This window comes from Massilia sp. BGA-UO-ETr-WB1 (assembly GCF_059567845.1).
On the sequence record NZ_JCAQOT010000026.1, the window covers coordinates 883,595 to 900,899 of the forward strand.

Genomic DNA, 17,305 nt, shown 5'->3' on the forward strand with positions numbered 1-17,305 from the left:
TACATCTCCCATAGCCGCGTACAACTTATATTTGAAACAATACTTCCTATTGCGGGCGATAGCTTACCGTCAGCGTATAGCTGGAGGCGGAGTAACCGTTCAGCAGCACGTACACGTCGCCGTTGGCCGCCATGGTGATGGTGCAGCTTTCGGTGCTGGTGGAGCCGTCGGACTTGCAGTCATACGTGCTGGTGGTCGGCACGCTGGTCTTGCGCACGTACAGGTCGGCGTCGCCGCTGCCGGTGGTGGACGCCTTGAAGCTGCCGGCGCCGGCCTTGAACGGGCCGAAGCTGCGGGTCTGGTTGCGGGTCAGGCTGCCGCTGAAGGTTTCCACCTTGTCCGGCACCGGCACCACGCCGGGGCCGTCGCTGCCCAGCTCCACCGCGAAACTCAGGCCCAGGCGCGCGAACTTGAGCGCGTGGTCGGCCTGGTTGCCGCTGTTGGCGTAGGTGTCGTTGGCGGTGTGGATGTAGGGGTTGTCCTGCGAGAACGAGGCCTCGAACGGCAGCGAAGCCCAGTAGCCGGCAGCGGTCCAGGAGGCGTGGTCCGAGCAGCCGTAGCCGCACTGGTCGTAGCCTATCTTCAGCGTGGGCTGGTAGGTGGTGATCAGGTTGGCGAGGAAGGTGTTCTGCTGGCTGTCGGTGTAATCGGTGTAGATGTAGATGTCGGACGCCGAGCCTTTGTAGTTGGTCATGTCCAGCTGCATCACGCCGACCACGTTGATGTTGTTGTTCTTGTGGTATTGCGCGATTTCCTGCGAGCCGCGCAGGCCGACCTCCTCGGCGGCGTAGCCGATCATCTTGATGGTGCGGCGCGGCTTGTAGCCGCTGGCGATCATGACGCGCAGCGCCTCGGTCATGCTGGCGATGCCGGACGCATCGTCATCCGCGCCGGGTGCGCGGGTCGATTCGCCGGTGCTGCTGCCGCTGATCGAGTCGAGGTGGCCGCCCAGCACCACCACTTCCGAGCCGTTGTCGGTACCGGCGATGGTGGCGATCACCGACTTCTGCGGATAGGCCGCGTGCGTGAACTGGGTCACCGTGATGTCGCTGCGGCCAGCCGCCATGGTGGCCCACTTCTGCTTGAGCCAGTTGGAGGCGGCCACGCCGCCGGTGGTGGTGTAGTAGCGGTTGGTGTGCGCCGACAGGTCGATGATGGTCTGGGCGATGTTGGAGGCCTGCATCTGCGGCAGCAGCGGATTGATGACGGTCTGCTGGTCGATCGCGTAGGACGGGCGCGGCACGGCCAGCGCAGCCAGTGTGGTCTTGGGCGCCAGCGCGGAGATGCCGGCCGCTTCGCTCTCGTGCGCCATGAAGCCGCCGCAACGGTGCAGTTCCTTGTGCACGGCGGCCGACAGGGTCAGCATCTGCTTCTCGCTCACCTCCACCAGGTGCACCTTCTCCTGCGCGGCGATGGCGTTCGCGCCGCCGGCAGCGACGCTGGTGATCATGGTGGAGCGGCTCTCGCGCATGACCGCTTGCGGCGCGTTCTTCTTGAGCTGCGCGTAGGCGGCGTCGCCGACGGTGATCCAAATCGTGCCGTTCTGCGCGCAGGCGGCGGCGGATGCGCCGGCCAGCAAACCTGCGACGATCAATGCATTGATGCGAGCTGCCATGTCTGTCTCCAAGGGGCGGTTTTCAGGCGGCCCAAGTTAAACAGTGACGGCAGTGGAGTCAAAAAATTTACAAAAATAGACACACTTCCGCGCAAAGTCTCAGACTGAACACGGCAGTGCAGAGACTATCGAATGTGTAGCCGCGCGGGCTTTGCTAGCGGGGCGCACTCTGATAGATGGTCGCGGCCCAGCGGCCGGCGGGATTCCCGCCGCAGGCATACGTGCCCTCCGCAACGCCGGGACGGATCACGCCGTCGTAAGTGCAGCCGCCCGCAGCCGAACCGCCGCCGCGCGTGATCTGCACCCGGTCGCCGAAGATGGAAATGATGATGTTCTGCTCCTGCAGGCGCTGCCCGTTCGGATTGCGGAACGAACCGTTGAAAGTCGGACCGTTCTGCTGCACCCAGTCCCAGGTCCAGCCGCAGCATTCCCCGCCGCGCCAGTGGCGTCCACGCAAGGCCTCCATGCCCGCCGGCAGATTGGCTTGCGCCACCGCCGCATCCGCCATGCACGCCAACAACGCCAGCGCCGCCATTGTCCTGCCTCTCACCGATCGAGCCATGGTCATCTCCAGTTGTGGGAACTGCCGCAATCCATTGTAAAAAGCGTTGACTGCACTGGCAAGCAAATTGATCCGGGAAAAAAAAGCCCCGCGAAAACGGCGGGGCTTTGTGCACCATTACATCCGGATCACTTTGCGGCAGGTGCGGCCGGGGTTGCCGGAGTCGCAGGAGTCGCAGGGGCTGCAGGGGTTGCAGCCGGAGCGCTCGCGGTCTTCTCCGCTGGCTTGGCTTCCTTCTCGGCCTTGCTGTGATGCGCCTTCTTCGCAGCCTTCTTGTGTTCCTTCGCAGGTTCCGCCTTCACCTCGGCCTTGGCGGCTTCCTTGACTTCAGCCTTGGCGGCAACCGCTTCGGTCTTGGCCGACGGGGCCGGCGCGGCGGCAGGAGCAGGAGATTGAGCGAACGCTGCGGTAGCGAACAGGCCGGCGATCAGGGTAGCGATGGTCTTGGTCATGATGGTTTTTCCTTGGTCAGTATATGGATGGTGTGTTCGGTGCTGCGATTACTTGGCTGCCGGCGCGGTGGCCGAAGCGACTGCCGGTGCGGCCGGTGCAGCAGGCGTGGCCGGAGTCGCTGGCGCGGCTGGAGTTGCGGCCGGAGCGCTCGCGGTCTTCTCCGCTGGCTTGGCTTCTTTCTCTGCCTTGCTGTGATGCGCCTTCTTGGCCGCCTTCTTGTGTTCCTTCGCTGGCTCGGCCTTCACGTCGGTCTTGGCGGCTTCCTTGACTTCAGCCTTGGCGGCAACCGCTTCGGTCTTGGCCGACGGTGCCGGCGCGGCGGCTGGCGCAGGGGTTTGAGCGAATGCTGCGGTAGCGAACAGGCCGGCGATCAGGGTAGCGATGGTCTTGGTCATGATGTATTCCTCTGTAATGATATAAACGGTTTAGTTTGTTTGGTTCTGCTTACTTCACTGCAGGGGCAGCTGGCTTTGCTGCTTCCTCTATCTCGTGCACATTTGCCGTGTCACTGAGCAGAAAACGCGGCCCGCATCTCAGCAGTTGACGGCCTTTACAGGTGCTTACAACTTGCGGTAATTGCTTACAGTTGGCGCCTGCGCGGAGACTCGTGCTAGTATCTGAAAATGTTCAAGACATCCCTTCACTTTGCAGCATGTCCCCGCAGGCCATAGAAGCCTGCTGATCGCGTTCACCTTACACATCTCAGTTTTTCTATCGGCCACAGCGAGTATCTGCTCCCGTGGCCTTTTGTATTTTTGGAGCCAGGAATGGAGCAAATACCGGAGCTAATGCTGTACGACACTTACGAGCGGAGACTGCGCCCTTTCGCGCCCCTGGAAGCCGGCAAGGCCGGCCTCTACGCCTGCGGGCCCACCGTCTACGACTACGCCCATATCGGCAACCTGCGCACCTATCTGTTCGGCGATATCCTGCGCCGCGTCCTGGCGCTGAACGGCTACGCCGTGAAGCACGTGCTTTGCATTACCGACGTCGGCCACCTGACCTCGGATGCCGATACCGGCGAGGACAAGATGGAAAAAGGAAGCCGCCGCACCAGCCAGTCGGCCTGGGAGATCGCCAAGTTCTACACCAAGGCCTTCCAGCACGATCTCGTGCAGCTGCATATCCAGGCGCCGGCCGTGTGGGCGCGCGCGACCGAGCACATTGAAGAACAGATCGCCTTCATTGCCGACATCGAGCGCAACGGTTTTGCATACCGTACCGCCGACGGTATCTACTTCGACACGCAGCGCCTGAAGCGTTACGGCCACCTGGCGCGCCTCAATATCGCGGGACAGCAGTCCGGTCATCGCGTGGATATTCGCGACAAGCGCGCCGCCACCGATTTCGCGCTATGGAAGTTCAGCGGCGCCGAACAGCGCCAGATGGAATGGGACAGTCCATGGGGCCGGGGCTTCCCCGGCTGGCACATCGAGTGCTCGGCCATGTCCACGCGCTACCTCGGCGCGCTGTTCGACATTCATATCGGCGGCGAAGACCATATCCCGGTCCACCACACCAACGAGATCGCGCAGCACGAGGCCTGCCACAGCCACCCGCCGGCGCGCTACTGGCTGCACGGCGCATTCCTGAAGCTGGAAGGCAGCGACAAGATGTCGAAGTCCGACGGCAGTTTCCTGCGGCTCGCCGCAGTTGCCGAGCGCGGCTACGATCCGCTGGCATACCGCTACCTGGCCCTGTCGGCGCAGTACCGCTCGCCGCTGTCCTTCTCGTGGGACGCGCTCGATGCCGCGCACACGGCGCTCGGCCGCCTGCGCCAGGCCTACCGCCGCCTGCCGGACGGCGGCCAGCCCGATCCCGGATACCGGCAAGCGATGCTGGCCGATCTGAACCAGGATCTGAATACGCCCAGGGCGCTGGCACTGATGTGGGAACTGCTGAAATCGCAGTTGCCCGGCGCGGTGCAGAAGGCGACCGTCCGGTGGCTGGACCAGGTGCTGGGCCTGGGGCTGGATGACTGGGCGCCGCCACGGCACACCATCCCTGAGCCGGTTCAGGAATTGGCCGCCGCGCGCGACCTGGCGCGCTCGGAAAAACGCTGGGCCGATGCCGACGCTGCGCGGCTGGCTATCGAGGCGGCGGGTTTCGCTGTGCGCGATACGGCGGCTGGCACTATCGTTGAACCGCGATAGTGCCAGGCGCGCTGCCGCTCAGCGGCCGTGCAGGTGCACTGCCAGCCACAGCGCGCCGTCGCTGACGCTCAGCACCGTGTGCGGTGTTTTCGATGGGATGAAAAGATAGTCGCCGGATTTGAGCTGCACGCTCCCGCCGTCCACGTCGAGCGCCGCTTCGCCCTGCAGCAGGACCACCCATTCGTCCTGCTCCTGCACATATTCCTGCGACGCGATTTTCGACGAGCTGACGATGCGCTCCACCAGCAGCCCTTTGTGGCTAAGCAGCGCTTCAAAGCGCTCCCCTTCCTGCGGCGGGCTTGCGTCGGCAAACAGGTTAGCTGGCTTCATGATCGGCTCCTTGAGTTCGAGCCGATTGTACCTGCAAAAAAAATCCCCGCGGCAGCGGGGATTTGATCGAAGCGGGCGCCGCTTACTTGGCGGCCGGCGCAGCAGCAACTTCTGCTGGCTTCACTTCCTTATCGGCCTTGGCTTTGGCCTTGGCCTTGGTTTTTTCCGACTTCTCGTGCGCCTTGGCTTTCTCTACTTTGGCGTCCGCTTTTGCGCTGGCCGCTTCTTCGTGGGCGCTGGCGACAGCCTTGGTTTCCTTGGCTTCGGCTTTCGCAACTTCCTTGTGCTCCTTGGCTTCCGCCTTCACCGCTTTGGCTTCAGCTTTGGCGGCTGGCACCGTGGTGGCGGCTGGTGCTGCGGCAGGGGCTGGGGTCTGAGCAAATGCTGCGGTAGCGAACAGGCCGGCGATCAGGGTAGCGATTACGTTTTTCATGTTCAGAGTCCTCTATCAAAGTTGTGGTGTAGGGCACGTTTGCCGTGTCACTGGGCAGAAAACGCGAGCCGGATGCGGGCAGTTGACGCCCCTTACACGTGCTTACAACTTGCTGTATTTGCTTACAGATGGACTTCCTTGGCGCGCGCCTGCCGTTCGAAGCGGTTATCGAAGTAGGCGCGGCGGCCGCGCAGCATCTGCCACAGGCTTTCGAGGGGATACGCGGCAAGGAAGGCCGGCCCCCACCTTTCATACTGGCGCACGTGTTCATGCTCGTGCAGCCGCAGGCGTTCCAGCTCCTGCGCTGTGGCGCCGATGACGGAATGGCCGAAGGTGATGGCGACAAACGGCAGCTTGCGCAGCCAGGGGGCGTGCCCGCGCTGCGAGAGCGCCACTTCGACCACGCCGTCGGCAACGCGCGCCCTGGCGCCGAACAGGAAAGCGGGAGCTGCCAGGCACAAGCCCAGCGCCGTGCATGGGGAAGCCCAGGCATAACGCAGCAGGCGGACAAAAAGACGGGGGATGGACATGGCGGAATCTTAGCACCGGCTGTGCTTTACGTGGCGCTGCGACGGAGCACTCTCAGCAACACCGCGCGCACCTGCTCCTGCTGCGCCTCCCGCGCAATGGACGCCGTGCCGTCGCCCAGCTGGCGGCCGTAGTGGCCGAACTGGGAGTGGTTGCCGCCGACGATTTCAACCCATTCGGTGTGCAGCGGCAGCAGGCGCTTGTTTGCCAGCACCCGCGCCGCCGGCGCCACCTCGTCATGCGTTCCATAGACCTTGACCACCGGGATCGTCAGCGCGGCCAGGCTGCGCTCCTTCGGATGCGTGGTGCCGATCAGTACCAGCGCTGCCGCGCCGCGCCGGCCGCCATCGGCAAAGCGCGCCGCCAGCGCACCGCCCTGCGAATGCCCGGCCACCACCCAGCCGGCAATGCCGGGGTGCGCCGCCATCGCGCCCGCGGCGCGCGCCAGCGCCTCGGCCTTGTGCGATTCCAGCGGCGCGAAACGGTGGGGCAGCTTGATGATGACCACCGGGAAGCCCGCGTCGGCCACTGGCCGCAGCAGCGGCGCGTAAGCCTGCGCCGCCACGCCCGCGCCGCAAAAGAACAGCAGCGCGGTACGGGCGCCGGGCGCGGCTGGCCGGAATTCCAGGTAGTCGGCGTCCTCCTGGACGGCGGCGCGCGCATCGGCCTGCAGCGAGCGGCTGTCCACGCCCTGCGTGCGGTAGGAATTGGCCAGCCAGATGCTCGATAAAACGGCCCAGGCCAGAAAACCACGGCTGATCCAGCGCCGCGCGGCGGAGCGCTTGCGGGGCAGGTTCGGTGCTACAGCGCTCATAGGGCCGCCAAGATTATCAATATGGCAGCATTATATGGTCAAAAAAATTGTGCACTGCGGTGCCGGCGGCATGCGCAGGGGGCATTGCCCCTTTATAATGGTCGTTTTCGCCTACAACACAGCCCAACATCATGGAATTAGCCAAGTCTTTCGAGCCCGCCGACATTGAACAGTTCTGGCGCAGCGAGTGGGAGAAGCGCGGTTACTACGCCGCCTCCCTCGACCTGTCCAAGCCTTCCTTCAGCATCCAGCTGCCGCCGCCGAATGTGACCGGCACGCTGCACATGGGCCACGCGTTCAACCAGACCATCATGGACGGCCTGACCCGCTATCACCGCATGCTGGGCCATAACACCGCCTGGATCCCCGGCACCGACCACGCCGGCATCGCCACCCAGATCGTGGTGGAGCGCCAGCTGGACGCGCAGAAGATCTCGCGCCATGACCTGGGCCGTGAAAAGTTCATCGAAAAAGTCTGGGAGTGGAAAGAGAAATCCGGCTCCACCATCACCGGCCAGATGCGCCGCATGGGCACCTCCCCCGACTGGGCCCGCGAATACTTCACCATGGACGAGCCGCGCTCGAAGGTGGTGTCCGAAGTGTTCGTGCGCCTGTTCGAACAAGGCCTGATCTACCGCGGCAAGCGCCTGGTGAACTGGGACCCGGTGCTGGGCACCGCCGTTTCCGACCTGGAAGTGGCGTCGGAAGAAGAAGACGGTTCCATGTGGTACATCAAGTACCCGCTGGCCGACGGCAGCGGCTCGCTGACGGTGGCCACCACCCGTCCTGAAACCATGCTGGGCGACGTCGCCGTGGCCGTGGACCCGACCGACGAGCGCTACGAGGCGCTGGTGGGCAAGATGCTGAAGCTGCCGCTGTGCGACCGCGAAATCCCCGTCATCGCCGACTCCTACGTTGACAAGGCCTTCGGCACCGGCTGCGTGAAGATCACCCCGGCGCACGACTTCAACGACTACGCGGTGGGCCAGCGCCACAAGCTGGAAATGATCACCATCCTGACCCTGGACGCGAAGATCGCCGACAACGCGCCCGCCGCCTACGTGGGCATGGACCGCTTCGCCGCCCGCAAGCAGATCGTGGCCGACCTGGACTCGCAAGGCCTGCTGGAGCAGGTCAAGCCGCACAAGCTGATGGTGCCGCGCGGCGACCGCACCGGCGTCGTCATCGAACCGATGCTGACCGACCAGTGGTTCGTCGCCATGAGCAAGCCGGCTCCCGAAGGCACTTTCAACCCGGGCAAGTCGATCACCGACGTGGCGCTGGAAAAAGTGGCCAGCGGCGAGATCAAGTTCGTGCCCGAAAACTGGAGCACCACCTACAACCAGTGGCTCAACAACATCCAGGACTGGTGCATCTCGCGCCAGCTGTGGTGGGGCCACCAGATCCCTGCCTGGTACGACGAGCAGGGCAACATCTTCGTGGCGCGCACCGAAGCCGAAGCCGTGGCCAAGCAGCAGGCGGCCGGCAGCAGCGGCGCGCTGCGCCGCGACAGCGACGTGCTCGACACCTGGTTCTCGTCCGCGCTGGTGCCCTTCTCCACCCTGGGCTGGCCGGAAGAAACTCCTGACCTGAAGGCCTTCCTGCCGTCGTCCGTGCTGGTGACCGGCTTCGACATCATTTTCTTCTGGGTGGCGCGCATGGTCATGATGACCTCGCACTTCACCGGCAAGGTGCCGTTCAACACCGTGTACGTGCACGGCCTGGTGCGCGATTCGCAGGGCCAGAAGATGTCCAAGTCCAAGGGCAACACGCTGGACCCGATCGACCTCATCGACGGCATCGGCATCGACGCGCTGGTGGAGAAACGCACCACCGGCCTGATGAACCCGAAAGCGGCCGAGAAGATCGCCAAGGCCACCCGCAAGGAGTTCCCGGAAGGGATCGCCGCCTACGGCACCGACGCGGTGCGCTTCACGATGGCGTCCTACGCCTCGCTGGGCCGCAACATCAACTTCGACCTTGGCCGCTGCGAAGGCTACCGCAACTTCAGCAACAAGCTGTGGAACGCCACCCGCTTCGTCATGATGAACACCGAGGGCAAGGACTGCTCGCCGAGCGAAGCGGACCTGTCGCAAGCCGACAAGTGGATCATCTCGCTGCTGCAGAAGGCCGAGGCGGACGTGGTGAAGGGCTTCGAGGACTACCGCTTCGACAACATCGCCAGCACCATCTACAAGTTCGTGTGGGACGAGTACTGCGACTGGTACCTGGAACTGGCCAAGGTGCAGGTGCAGAACGGCCCCGAAGGCCAGCAGCGCGCCACCCGCCACACGCTGCTGCGCGTGCTGGAAGTGGTGCTGCGCATGGCGCACCCGATCATCCCGTTCGTGACCGAGGAACTGTGGCAGGCCGTGGCGCCGCTGGCCGGCAAGGACAGCGCCGGTCAATCGATCATGACCCAGCCCTACCCGCTGCCCAACCTGGCCGCCATCGACGAAGCGGCCGAAGCCTGGATGGGCGAGCTGAAAACGCTGACCGACGCCACCCGCAACCTGCGCGGCGAAATGAAGCTGGCGCCGTCGCTGCGCGTGCCGTTGATCGTGGAAGCGTCCTCGCCTGCTGACAAGGAACGCCTGGCCGTGTTCGCGCCCTACGTCCAGTCGCTGGGCAAGCTGGCCGACGTCAGCATCGTCGACACGCTGCCGGAGACCACGGCGGCCGTGTCCATCGTCGGCACCACCAAGCTGATGCTGAAAGTGGAGATCGACGTGGCGGCCGAGCGCGAGCGCCTGTCCAAGGAAATCGCCCGCATCGACGCGGAGATCGCCAAGGCCAGCACCAAGCTGTCCAGCGAAAGCTTCGTGGCGCGCGCGCCGGCGGCCGTGGTGGCCCAGGAAAAAGACCGCCTGGCCAACTTCACCGCCACCATCGAGAAGATGCGCGAACAGCTGGCCAAGCTGCCTGCCTAAGCGCCCTCCCCCCGCAAAAAGCCGGCCTCGCGCCGGCTTTTTTTTATGTTCGCCGTGACTATTGGTGACTTTGTGACAAAAACTACGGCGTAGAATTTTCTTCCTCAACCTGACGAGGAGGCGCCATGCAACAAGCACCCGCAGCAGGAACGGCCCAGGCGGAACTGCGGTCGATGGACAAGGTGATCATCGCCATCCATGGCGTGGGCAACCAGCAGCGCAACGAGACCGTGCGCAGCGTGGTTTCGCGTTTCGGCAGCCACTCGGATTCCAAAGTCGCGCTACTGCCGCTGGGCTACTTCTACATGGAGAAAGTGGGCGAGGTCAAAGTCAGCAAGCTCGATGTCCCGGCCTCGGATACGCTGGCAAAAATCGGCTTCGCCGAGATCTTCTGGGCCGACATTCCCAAGAAAATCGACAAAGAGAGCGACACCCTGGAAGACATCAAGGCGTGGGGCCGCACCGTGGTCAGCCAGGCCGAAAGCACCTACCGGAAGGGGCTGGGCAGCAATGCCAGGCTCAAAGGCGTCGACTTCCAGCTGGGCGCGGCGGTGGTGGATGAAATCGTTGAAACCGTCGCCATCCTCGAGAACCTGCTGTTCCTGGCCGAAAAAATGGGGCTGTTCAAATTCGACCTCGCCCCTGTGCTGCGCGAATATGTCGGCGACGTGCAGGTCGTCGCCGAATTCAGGTTCTTCCGCGACCGCATCCTCTATCGTTTTCACAAGACCATGCACGACGTCCTCAGGGCATGCAACACGGGTGCGCAAGGCAGTCCCGAGCTTTACATCGTGGCGCACAGCGAAGGCACCGTTGTCAGCTTTCTCGCCATGCTGCAGGCCCTATCGGCCGGCGACAAGGACGTGATGCAAGACCCGGACGACAGGGACAACCGGGCCAAGGACATCCCTTGCGGCTGGATACAGTCGGTGCGCGGCTTCATGACGATAGGCTCGCCCATCGACAAGCACCTGATCCTGTGGCCGCAGCTATGGGAGGGGCTCGATCCGGCCAGGCAGCCCATGCGCGAGCCCATCAAATGGCGCAACTATTACGACAAGGGCGATCCGATCGGCTTCAAGCTGGATACGGCAGTGGAGTTCCTGCGCAAGCAGCAATGCGCCGCCTTTGATTTCGAGTCCGCGCCGGAGAAGGACGACTTCGGCTTCAGCCGCTACCTCATGCCCGGCAAAGCGCACGTCGACTACTGGAATGACGATGCGGTTTTCGACCACTTCATCCAGGACGTGGTGCTCGACAAAGGCAGCAGCGTCACCCCGAAAGACCGGCCCGGCGCGGGCAAGATCAGCACCGCCATTCCCTATGTGCTCAGCGCGGCGCTGCACCTGGCTGCGGTCTACTTCCTGCTGAAGGCGCTGGGCGTGTATTTCGCCGAAGACCCCAAGAAAGGGATGCCGCTGACCATGGGCTTCGCCTGCGCCGTGATCAGCTTTGCCGCCCTGCTGATGGGCGTGACCATCGCCGCCCGGGTGCCCCGGCTGGTGCGCGAAAACTGGCGGTGGTGGCCTGCCGTGTGGCTCGCAGCCGGCGTGCCGGCCGTCCTTTACTGGGCCGCCTTGCCGGACGCATACCGCCTGGCACTGGACAACTCGCTACCATGGCACGGCCAGCCGGGCGGCAAGCTGACCTTGCTGCTGTTGGCCGCCGCGCTCAGCGTCATCAGCGGACACCTGCTGCGCCGGGACCGCCGCAGAGGCCGCATTTCCCTGATCCTGGGCGGTACCCTGGTCGTGTGCGTGCTGGTGCTGCTGCAAATCGCAGCAAGCGGCGGCGGCAACGAAATCTGGCCCCTGCTGCTGGCGGGAGCGGCTTTCCTGTATCTGTGGTGGCTTGCCATCCTGATATTCGACCTGGCCTTCATCTGGCACCGCTACATCCGCGAATCGGTCGCCTTGCAGGTCCTGCGCTGCTGGTACCAGGGCAAGGAAGCGCAGCCGCCCAAAGAGCCGCCAGCCACCGTGCCGGGAGGCACGGAGAAACCCGCAGAGAATTGAGCGCAAGCCAGCCTCAAAAAAAAAATCGAACGACTACTCTATTTTTTAGCGCTACACTCCGGAGACAACCATAACCCCTGGAGACAACCTTATGCGCAACTGGATCAAAACCGGCGCCCTCGCCGCCGCAGTCATGGCTATGGCCCCCGCCTTCGCCAATGACGCCTCGCCGGTCGGCCTGTGGAAGAATATCGACGACGTGACCGGCAAGCCGAAAGCGCTGATCCGCATCAGCGAGAGCAACGGCGTATTGCAAGGCAAAATCGAGAAGCTGTTCCGCGCCCCGGACCAGGACCAGAATCCCAGGTGCGACAAGTGCACCGACGCGCGCAAGGACCAGCCCATTATCGGTATGCAGCTGCTGGCCGGCCTGAAAAAAGATGGCGACGCCTATACCGGCGGCGAGATCGTCGATCCGGAAGACGGCAAAGTCTACAAAAGCAAGATGGAACTGGCCGACGGCGGCAAGAAGCTGAAAGTGCGCGGCTACGTCGGCGTGCCGATGTTTGGCCGCTCGCAGACCTGGCTGCGCCAGGAGTAAGGCAGCAGTGCCCTAGACCTGCTGCTGCTCCGGCTCCCGCAGCGGTTCCGACAGCCGCAGCGAATTCGCGTCGCTGCGGAACACCAGCGGCTGCAGCGTGCCCGCCGCCTGCGCGCGGTGGGCGTGCACCACGATCTCTTTCAGCTCCCCGTGCCGGGGCGACTTGGCGCACACCGGGTCGGCGTTGGCCGCGTCGCCGGTCAGCGCCAGCGCTTGGCAGCGGCAGCCGCCGAAGTCCTTGTGCTTGTCTTCACAGCTGCGGCACGGCTCCTTCATCCACACGTCGCCCCGGAACTTGTTGAATGCTTCGCTGTGCTGCCAGATATCGCGCAGGCGGTGCTGCGCCACGTTCGGGAACGCCAGGCCGGGGATGCTGCGCGCCGCATGGCAAGGCAGCGCGGCGCCGTCCGCCGCCACCGCCATGAACATCGAACCCCAGCCATTCATGCAGGCCTTGGGCTTGCCCTCGAAATAGTCCGGCACCACGAACAGGATGCGCAGGCGGTTCCCTACCCGCTCGCGGTAGGCGTTCACCACCGCCTCCGCCCTGTGCAGCTGCTCCTGCGTCGGCATCAGCTGCGCGCGGTTCACCAGGCCCCAGCCGTAGTACTGCGTGTTGGCCAGCTCCAGGTATTCCGCCCCCATCTCCAGCGCCATGTCGATGATGCGGTCCACGTGGTCCAGGTTATAGCGGTGCAGCACCACGTTGAGCACCATCGGATAGTCGAAGCGCTTGATCAGCGCCGCCACGCGCGACTTCAGCTCGTAGGTCCGGGTGCTGCTGAGGAAGTCGTTCATCTCGCGCGTGGAATCCTGGAACGACAGCTGGATATGGTCCAGGCCCGCCTCCGACAGGCGGCGCAGGCGCTCCTCGGTCAGTCCGATGCCGGACGTGATCAGGTTGGTGTAATAGCCCAGCCGGCGCCCTTCGGCCACCAGCGGTTCCAGGTCGTCGCGCAGCAGCGGTTCGCCGCCCGAGAAACCGAGCTGCGCGGCGCCCAGCTCGCGCCCCTGGCGCAGCACGTCCAGCCACTGCGCGGTGCTCAACTCATTGCGGTTGGTGGCGTAGTCCACCGGGTTGTAGCAGAACGCGCAATGCAGCGGGCAGCGGTAGGTGAGCTCGGCCAGCAACCACAAGGGCGGCGCCACGGGCGCCTCGCCGGCCTGCCGGGTGGCGGCGTCAGACAAGCCAGCCCCGCTGCCGCGCATCGGCCACGAAGGCCAGCACGTCCGCTTGCAGCCCGCTGGCGCTGAACGCCCGCTCCAGCTGCGCCACGATGTCCGGCAGGCTGCTGCGGCCGTCGCAGCGCTTGAGGATTTCGGCGGCGCTGCCGTTCAGCTTCACCATGCCCTCCGGGTACAGCAGCACGTGGGCGTGCTGCGCCTCTTCCCATTGGAGCCGGAACAGGCGTGACAGCTTCGGGTGGTCGATCATCGTTTCCATGCTTGCCTCACTTGGTTGCTCACTTGATTCACTAGCCGTAGGCGCGGTCGATCGCGTCCATCATCGACCACAGCACATCCAGCTTGAACTGCAATATCTCCAGCGCCCGCTCCTGCTGCTGACGCGTGACGAAGTGCGCCAGCGTCACCTGCAAGCCGTGCTCCACGTCGCGCTCGGCCAGCGGGATGCGGCTGCGGAAGTAATGCAAGCCGTCCGGCTCTATCCACGGGTAGTTCTTCGGCCAGCTGGCCAGCCGGTCCTGGTGGATCCGGGGCGCGAACATCTCGGTGAGCGAGGAGCACACGCCCTCCTGCCACGACGCCTGGCGCGCGAAGTTGACGTAGGCATCCACCGCGAATCGCACGCCGGGCAGCACGTGCTGCAGCGACCACAGTTCGGCGCGCGGAATGCCGACCGCCCCGCCCAGCCGCGACCAGGCTTCGATGCCGCCCTCGTTGCCGTCCCAGCCGTCGTGGTCGAGTATGCGCAGCAGCCAGCGCCGGCGCGTTTCGCGCTCCGGGCAGTTGGCCAGGATGGCCGCGTCCTTTTGCGGTATGCGGATCTGGTAATAAAAACGGTTGGCCACCCAGCCGCGTATCTGCTCCGGCGTCAAGCCGCCTTCCTGCATCCGCACGTTGAAAGGATGGTGGATGTGATAGTGCTTTTCCTTGGCCAGCAGCTGCGCCTGGAAAGTAGCCTGGTCCCAGCGGGGCGCCGTGTTCATAGCAATATCTCCATGCCGTCGTATGCCAGCTCGATGCCGTGCCGGCGCAGCGTGGCGTGCTGCGGCGAGTCTTCATCGAGAATGGGATTGGTGTTGTTGATATGGATAAGGACTTTGCGGCTGGCCGGCAGCTGGTCCAGCACCTCCATCATGCCGCCGGGGCCGGATTGCGGCAGGTGCCCCATGGCGGCGGCGGGCTTGCTGGAGAAGCCCTGGACTATCATTTCGTCCTCGCTCCAGAAGGTGCCGTCCACCAGCAGGCAGTCGGCTTCGCGCATGGCGGCCGCCGTCAGCGGCGCCACGGCGGCCAGGCCGGGCGCATAGAACAGTTTTTTGCCGCTGACCAGGTCATGCGCCAGCAGGCCGATGTTGTCGCCCGCTTCGGGCTGGTCGCGGTGCGGGGAGTAAGGCGGCGCCTTGCTGTCGAGCGGCACCGCCGTGAAGCGGATGCCCTCCAGCTGCGGCACCGTGAAGCTGCAGCAGTCGCCGCCGGCCACCGCCAGCTCGCGCCAGTCCACGCCGCAGTAATGCGCCAGCACGCTGGCCAGCGGGAAGCCGCCCCGCAGGTCCTGCCACACGGGAGCGCTGCAATACAGCGGTATCGCCTGGCCTTCACGCAGCATCATCAGGCCGGTGACGTGGTCGACCTGCGCGTCCATCAGCAGCACGGCGGCGATGCCGCTGCCGCGCACGGCGCGGGCCGGCTGCAAGGCGGGCGTGGCGCGGATCTGCGCCAGGATGTCGGGCGATGCGTTGACCAGCAGCCAGTCGCTGCCGTTGGCCGAAATCGCGATCGAGGATTGGGTGCGGGCGCGGCTGCGGACCGTGCCGCGCCGCAAGCCGCCGCAGTTGCGGCAATTGCAGTTCCACTGCGGATAGCCGCCGCCCGCCGCGGAGCCAAGTACGATGATTTTCATGGTGTGCCCGATCGAAACTGCGGCGGCCGGCCGAGGGGGCGGCGGCCGCCGCAATCCTTAGCGATTGAAAACGTACAGCGTGATTTCGAAACCGAAGCGGAAATCGATGAACTCAGGTTTGCTCCATTGCATGACAGTCTCCTCGTTGATATGGGTGGATTGAAGGCCCGGCGCAGCGCCCCGGGACATTCACCGCTATCTACGCAACTTCCGTGCCGTGCAGTTTCTTGCCCGGCGCCGGGCGTGCGCTCCGACTTGCAACGGAAGGTTGTGACACAGGTGCGGCAAAATGGAACAGCTCAGGCGTGCGCGGCGGGCGGCGCAAACCGCATATATTTCCATGTTGTTATTGAAAAGGAAATGCAATGCATCCCTTCCGCCTCCATGCGCTGCTCGCGCTCGCTGTTTGCATGCCCATGCTGGCCGGCGCCGCCGGCGGCAGCTACAAGGAAAAGCCCGGCGCCAAGGACTATCCGCTCCTGAGCCGCTTCCAGGGCTCCATCCTGGCCAATGCCGGCAGCATCAATTTCGAACAGTCCGTGGTGCCGCTGGGCGACGGCAAGACCATGACGCTGGAAGGCAAGTTCCATAACTACTACTACGTGGCGCCGCCGAACGTCAGCGACCTGGAAGTGTTCCGCAGCTACCAGGCAGCGCTGGAGCGCAGCCGCTTCAAAATCCTCTACGCCTGCGACGTGCCGGAGCAGTGCGCCAGGCAGAACCTGGGCGCCTATGCCGCCGCCTGGTCCGAGAAACCGCAATCCTTCGTGGGAGGCTATTCAGCCATCACGCGGCTGGGTACGAACGGCAACTATCCGCCGCGCTACCTGGTGGCGCAACTGGCGCGGCCGGAAGGCAATGTGACGGCCATCCTCACGGTGCAGCCGCCTTCCAGCACGCAGAAGGACAGCGGCGTTGGCAGCCCCTACTTCCTGCAATTCATTGAATCCGGCGCCATGAAGGCCGGCAGTGTGACGGTGAACGCGGACGACATGGGCAAGGGCCTGGCCGCCGAGGGCAAGATCGCTCTGTACGGCGTGTACTTCGACACCGGCAAGGCCGAGCTGAAACCGGAGTCCAAGACCCAGCTGGACGAAATGGCCAAGCTGCTGACGCAGAACAAGCAGCTGAAAGTGGCCATCGTCGGCCACACGGACAACCAGGGCAGCCTGGAGGCCAACGGCGCGCTGTCGCAAAAGCGCGCCGAAGCGGTGACGGCGGCGCTGGCCGGCACTTACAAGATCGACGCCAGGCGCCTGCTGGCGCGCGGCGTTGCCAGCCTGGCGCCGGTGGCGTCCAACGGCAGCGAAGCCGGGCGCGCCAGGAACCGGCGCGTGGAACTGGTGGAACAGTAACTACGCCGGGCTGGGGCCGGCGGCGCGCAGGGCGGCCGCCTTCACCTTGGCCAGGTGGCGGTCCAGCGTGTTGGCGAAACTCTGGCGGTCGGCCTGGCTGAACGGCGCCGGGCCGCCGGTATCGACGCCGCCGCTGCGCAGCTCTTCCATGAAGGCGCGCATGGTCAGCATCTGGGCGATGTTGTCATTGGTATAGAATTCGCCGCGCGGGTTGAGCGCCAGGCCGCCCTTTTTAAGCACGTCCGACGCCAGCGGGATGTCGGCGGTGATGACCAGGTCGCCCGGCGCCAGCAGGCGCACGATTTCCTGGTCCGCCACGTCGGCGCCGGCAGGCACCTGCACCGAGCGGACAAAGCGCGACGGCGGCACCCGCATCAGCTGGTTCGCCACCAGGGTGACATTCATCTGCGTGCGCTCGGCCACGCGGTACAGGATCTCCTTGATCACCGCCGGACAAGCGTCCGCATCCACCCAAATTTGCATCTACTGCT

General features: G+C 64.6%; 19 protein-coding genes. 5 read left to right on the forward strand and 14 right to left on the reverse strand.

The window, feature by feature from the left end; translation table 11 throughout:
• Window positions 1-46 precede the first annotated feature (46 nt).
• The 4 genes from AC56DV_RS26345 to AC56DV_RS26360 all read right to left on the reverse strand — a co-directional run bounded on the left by AC56DV_RS26345 (window position 47) and on the right by AC56DV_RS26360 (window position 3,025).
• A complete protein-coding gene (locus tag AC56DV_RS26345) occupies window positions 47-1,615 on the reverse strand; it encodes a M20/M25/M40 family metallo-hydrolase (protein WP_496317165.1) in 1,569 nt (522 codons plus the stop codon).
• A gap of 154 nt (window positions 1,616-1,769) precedes the next feature.
• Window positions 1,770-2,177, reverse strand: a complete 408-nt coding sequence (locus AC56DV_RS26350) for a hypothetical protein (RefSeq protein WP_496317166.1) — start codon at window positions 2,175-2,177, stop codon at window positions 1,770-1,772.
• A 128-nt stretch (window positions 2,178-2,305) separates the two neighbouring features.
• Window positions 2,306-2,629, reverse strand: coding sequence for a hypothetical protein (locus tag AC56DV_RS26355; RefSeq protein ID WP_496317167.1), 324 nt, complete (start codon window positions 2,627-2,629; stop codon window positions 2,306-2,308).
• A 48-nt stretch (window positions 2,630-2,677) separates the two neighbouring features.
• Window positions 2,678-3,025, reverse strand: a complete 348-nt coding sequence (locus AC56DV_RS26360) for a hypothetical protein (protein ID WP_496317168.1) — start codon at window positions 3,023-3,025, stop codon at window positions 2,678-2,680.
• Window positions 3,026-3,397: 372 nt separating this feature from the next.
• On the opposite strand from AC56DV_RS26360, the gene cysS reads away from it, so the two are divergent.
• Complete coding sequence (cysS, locus tag AC56DV_RS26365; protein WP_496317169.1) at window positions 3,398-4,783, forward strand: cysteine--tRNA ligase; 1,386 nt, start codon at window positions 3,398-3,400, stop codon at window positions 4,781-4,783.
• 18 nt (window positions 4,784-4,801) lie between these two features.
• Here cysS and AC56DV_RS26370 read toward each other — a convergent pair whose 3' ends face one another.
• The 4 genes from AC56DV_RS26370 to AC56DV_RS26385 form a co-directional block, all read right to left on the reverse strand.
• Window positions 4,802-5,113 (reverse strand): cupin domain-containing protein, encoded by a 312-nt coding sequence (locus AC56DV_RS26370; protein ID WP_496317170.1) that lies wholly within the window; start codon window positions 5,111-5,113, stop codon window positions 4,802-4,804.
• An 82-nt stretch (window positions 5,114-5,195) separates the two neighbouring features.
• Window positions 5,196-5,546, reverse strand: a complete 351-nt coding sequence (locus tag AC56DV_RS26375) for a hypothetical protein (RefSeq protein ID WP_496317171.1) — start codon at window positions 5,544-5,546, stop codon at window positions 5,196-5,198.
• A gap of 122 nt (window positions 5,547-5,668) precedes the next feature.
• A complete protein-coding gene (locus tag AC56DV_RS26380; RefSeq protein ID WP_496317172.1) occupies window positions 5,669-6,076 on the reverse strand; it encodes a signal peptide prediction in 408 nt (135 codons plus the stop codon).
• 26 nt (window positions 6,077-6,102) lie between these two features.
• Window positions 6,103-6,888 (reverse strand): alpha/beta hydrolase, encoded by a 786-nt coding sequence (locus AC56DV_RS26385; protein WP_496317173.1) that lies wholly within the window; start codon window positions 6,886-6,888, stop codon window positions 6,103-6,105.
• 131 nt (window positions 6,889-7,019) lie between these two features.
• On the opposite strand from AC56DV_RS26385, the gene AC56DV_RS26390 reads away from it, so the two are divergent.
• From AC56DV_RS26390 to AC56DV_RS26400, 3 genes are all read left to right on the forward strand, one after another.
• Entirely contained in the window at window positions 7,020-9,818 is a 2,799-nt protein-coding gene (locus AC56DV_RS26390; protein ID WP_496317174.1) for a valine--tRNA ligase, read from the forward strand.
• 125 nt (window positions 9,819-9,943) lie between these two features.
• Entirely contained in the window at window positions 9,944-11,833 is a 1,890-nt protein-coding gene (locus AC56DV_RS26395; RefSeq protein WP_496317175.1) for an MFS transporter, read from the forward strand.
• A gap of 91 nt (window positions 11,834-11,924) precedes the next feature.
• Window positions 11,925-12,374, forward strand: a complete 450-nt coding sequence (locus AC56DV_RS26400; protein ID WP_496317176.1) for a DUF2147 domain-containing protein — start codon at window positions 11,925-11,927, stop codon at window positions 12,372-12,374.
• A 12-nt stretch (window positions 12,375-12,386) separates the two neighbouring features.
• Here AC56DV_RS26400 and pqqE read toward each other — a convergent pair whose 3' ends face one another.
• Genes pqqE through pqqA form a run of 5 tightly spaced genes read right to left on the reverse strand, consistent with a single transcriptional unit; the run spans window position 12,387 to window position 15,648 of the window.
• A complete protein-coding gene (gene pqqE, locus AC56DV_RS26405; protein ID WP_496317177.1) occupies window positions 12,387-13,562 on the reverse strand; it encodes a pyrroloquinoline quinone biosynthesis protein PqqE in 1,176 nt (391 codons plus the stop codon).
• The gene (pqqD, locus tag AC56DV_RS26410) at window positions 13,555-13,818 is read right to left on the reverse strand and encodes a pyrroloquinoline quinone biosynthesis peptide chaperone PqqD (protein WP_496317178.1); all 264 of its coding nucleotides are present in this window, start codon (window positions 13,816-13,818) and stop codon (window positions 13,555-13,557) included. Before pqqD ends, pqqE begins: the two co-directional genes overlap by 8 nt.
• 31 nt (window positions 13,819-13,849) lie before the next feature.
• Window positions 13,850-14,542 (reverse strand): pyrroloquinoline-quinone synthase PqqC, encoded by a 693-nt coding sequence (pqqC, locus tag AC56DV_RS26415; RefSeq protein WP_496317179.1) that lies wholly within the window; start codon window positions 14,540-14,542, stop codon window positions 13,850-13,852.
• Entirely contained in the window at window positions 14,539-15,459 is a 921-nt protein-coding gene (pqqB, locus tag AC56DV_RS26420) for a pyrroloquinoline quinone biosynthesis protein PqqB (protein WP_496317180.1), read from the reverse strand. The genes pqqC and pqqB overlap by 4 nt, the downstream gene beginning before the upstream one ends.
• Before the next feature lie 57 nt (window positions 15,460-15,516).
• Window positions 15,517-15,648 carry a pyrroloquinoline quinone precursor peptide PqqA gene (gene pqqA, locus AC56DV_RS26425; RefSeq protein WP_496317181.1) on the reverse strand — a complete coding sequence of 44 codons (132 nt, stop codon included), beginning with the start codon at window positions 15,646-15,648 and terminating at the stop codon, window positions 15,517-15,519.
• Window positions 15,649-15,824: 176 nt separating this feature from the next.
• Between pqqA and AC56DV_RS26430 the strand changes: the two genes are divergently transcribed.
• Window positions 15,825-16,814 (forward strand): OmpA family protein, encoded by a 990-nt coding sequence (locus AC56DV_RS26430; protein ID WP_496317182.1) that lies wholly within the window; start codon window positions 15,825-15,827, stop codon window positions 16,812-16,814.
• On the opposite strand, the gene AC56DV_RS26435 is transcribed toward AC56DV_RS26430, so the two are convergent.
• Window positions 16,815-17,297 carry a YaiI/YqxD family protein gene (locus AC56DV_RS26435; protein WP_496317183.1) on the reverse strand — a complete coding sequence of 161 codons (483 nt, stop codon included), beginning with the start codon at window positions 17,295-17,297 and terminating at the stop codon, window positions 16,815-16,817.
• Between the last annotated feature and the right edge of the window lie 8 nt (window positions 17,298-17,305).

Coding starts and splice junctions, on each gene's coding strand:
- AC56DV_RS26345 (WP_496317165.1), bottom strand. CDS start 1,615: ATGGCAGCTCGCATCAATGCATTGATCGTCGCAGGTTTGCTGGCCGGC.
- AC56DV_RS26350 (WP_496317166.1), bottom strand. CDS start 2,177: ATGGCTCGATCGGTGAGAGGCAGGACAATGGCGGCGCTGGCGTTGTTG.
- AC56DV_RS26355 (WP_496317167.1), bottom strand. CDS start 2,629: ATGACCAAGACCATCGCTACCCTGATCGCCGGCCTGTTCGCTACCGCA.
- AC56DV_RS26360 (WP_496317168.1), bottom strand. CDS start 3,025: ATGACCAAGACCATCGCTACCCTGATCGCCGGCCTGTTCGCTACCGCA.
- cysS (WP_496317169.1), top strand. CDS start 3,398: ATGGAGCAAATACCGGAGCTAATGCTGTACGACACTTACGAGCGGAGA.
- AC56DV_RS26370 (WP_496317170.1), bottom strand. CDS start 5,113: ATGAAGCCAGCTAACCTGTTTGCCGACGCAAGCCCGCCGCAGGAAGGG.
- AC56DV_RS26375 (WP_496317171.1), bottom strand. CDS start 5,546: ATGAAAAACGTAATCGCTACCCTGATCGCCGGCCTGTTCGCTACCGCA.
- AC56DV_RS26380 (WP_496317172.1), bottom strand. CDS start 6,076: ATGTCCATCCCCCGTCTTTTTGTCCGCCTGCTGCGTTATGCCTGGGCT.
- AC56DV_RS26385 (WP_496317173.1), bottom strand. CDS start 6,888: ATGAGCGCTGTAGCACCGAACCTGCCCCGCAAGCGCTCCGCCGCGCGG.
- AC56DV_RS26390 (WP_496317174.1), top strand. CDS start 7,020: ATGGAATTAGCCAAGTCTTTCGAGCCCGCCGACATTGAACAGTTCTGG.
- AC56DV_RS26395 (WP_496317175.1), top strand. CDS start 9,944: ATGCAACAAGCACCCGCAGCAGGAACGGCCCAGGCGGAACTGCGGTCG.
- AC56DV_RS26400 (WP_496317176.1), top strand. CDS start 11,925: ATGCGCAACTGGATCAAAACCGGCGCCCTCGCCGCCGCAGTCATGGCT.
- pqqD (WP_496317178.1), bottom strand. CDS start 13,818: ATGGAAACGATGATCGACCACCCGAAGCTGTCACGCCTGTTCCGGCTC.
- pqqC (WP_496317179.1), bottom strand. CDS start 14,542: ATGAACACGGCGCCCCGCTGGGACCAGGCTACTTTCCAGGCGCAGCTG.
- pqqB (WP_496317180.1), bottom strand. CDS start 15,459: ATGAAAATCATCGTACTTGGCTCCGCGGCGGGCGGCGGCTATCCGCAG.
- pqqA (WP_496317181.1), bottom strand. CDS start 15,648: ATGTCCCGGGGCGCTGCGCCGGGCCTTCAATCCACCCATATCAACGAG.
- AC56DV_RS26430 (WP_496317182.1), top strand. CDS start 15,825: ATGCATCCCTTCCGCCTCCATGCGCTGCTCGCGCTCGCTGTTTGCATG.
- AC56DV_RS26435 (WP_496317183.1), bottom strand. CDS start 17,297: ATGCAAATTTGGGTGGATGCGGACGCTTGTCCGGCGGTGATCAAGGAG.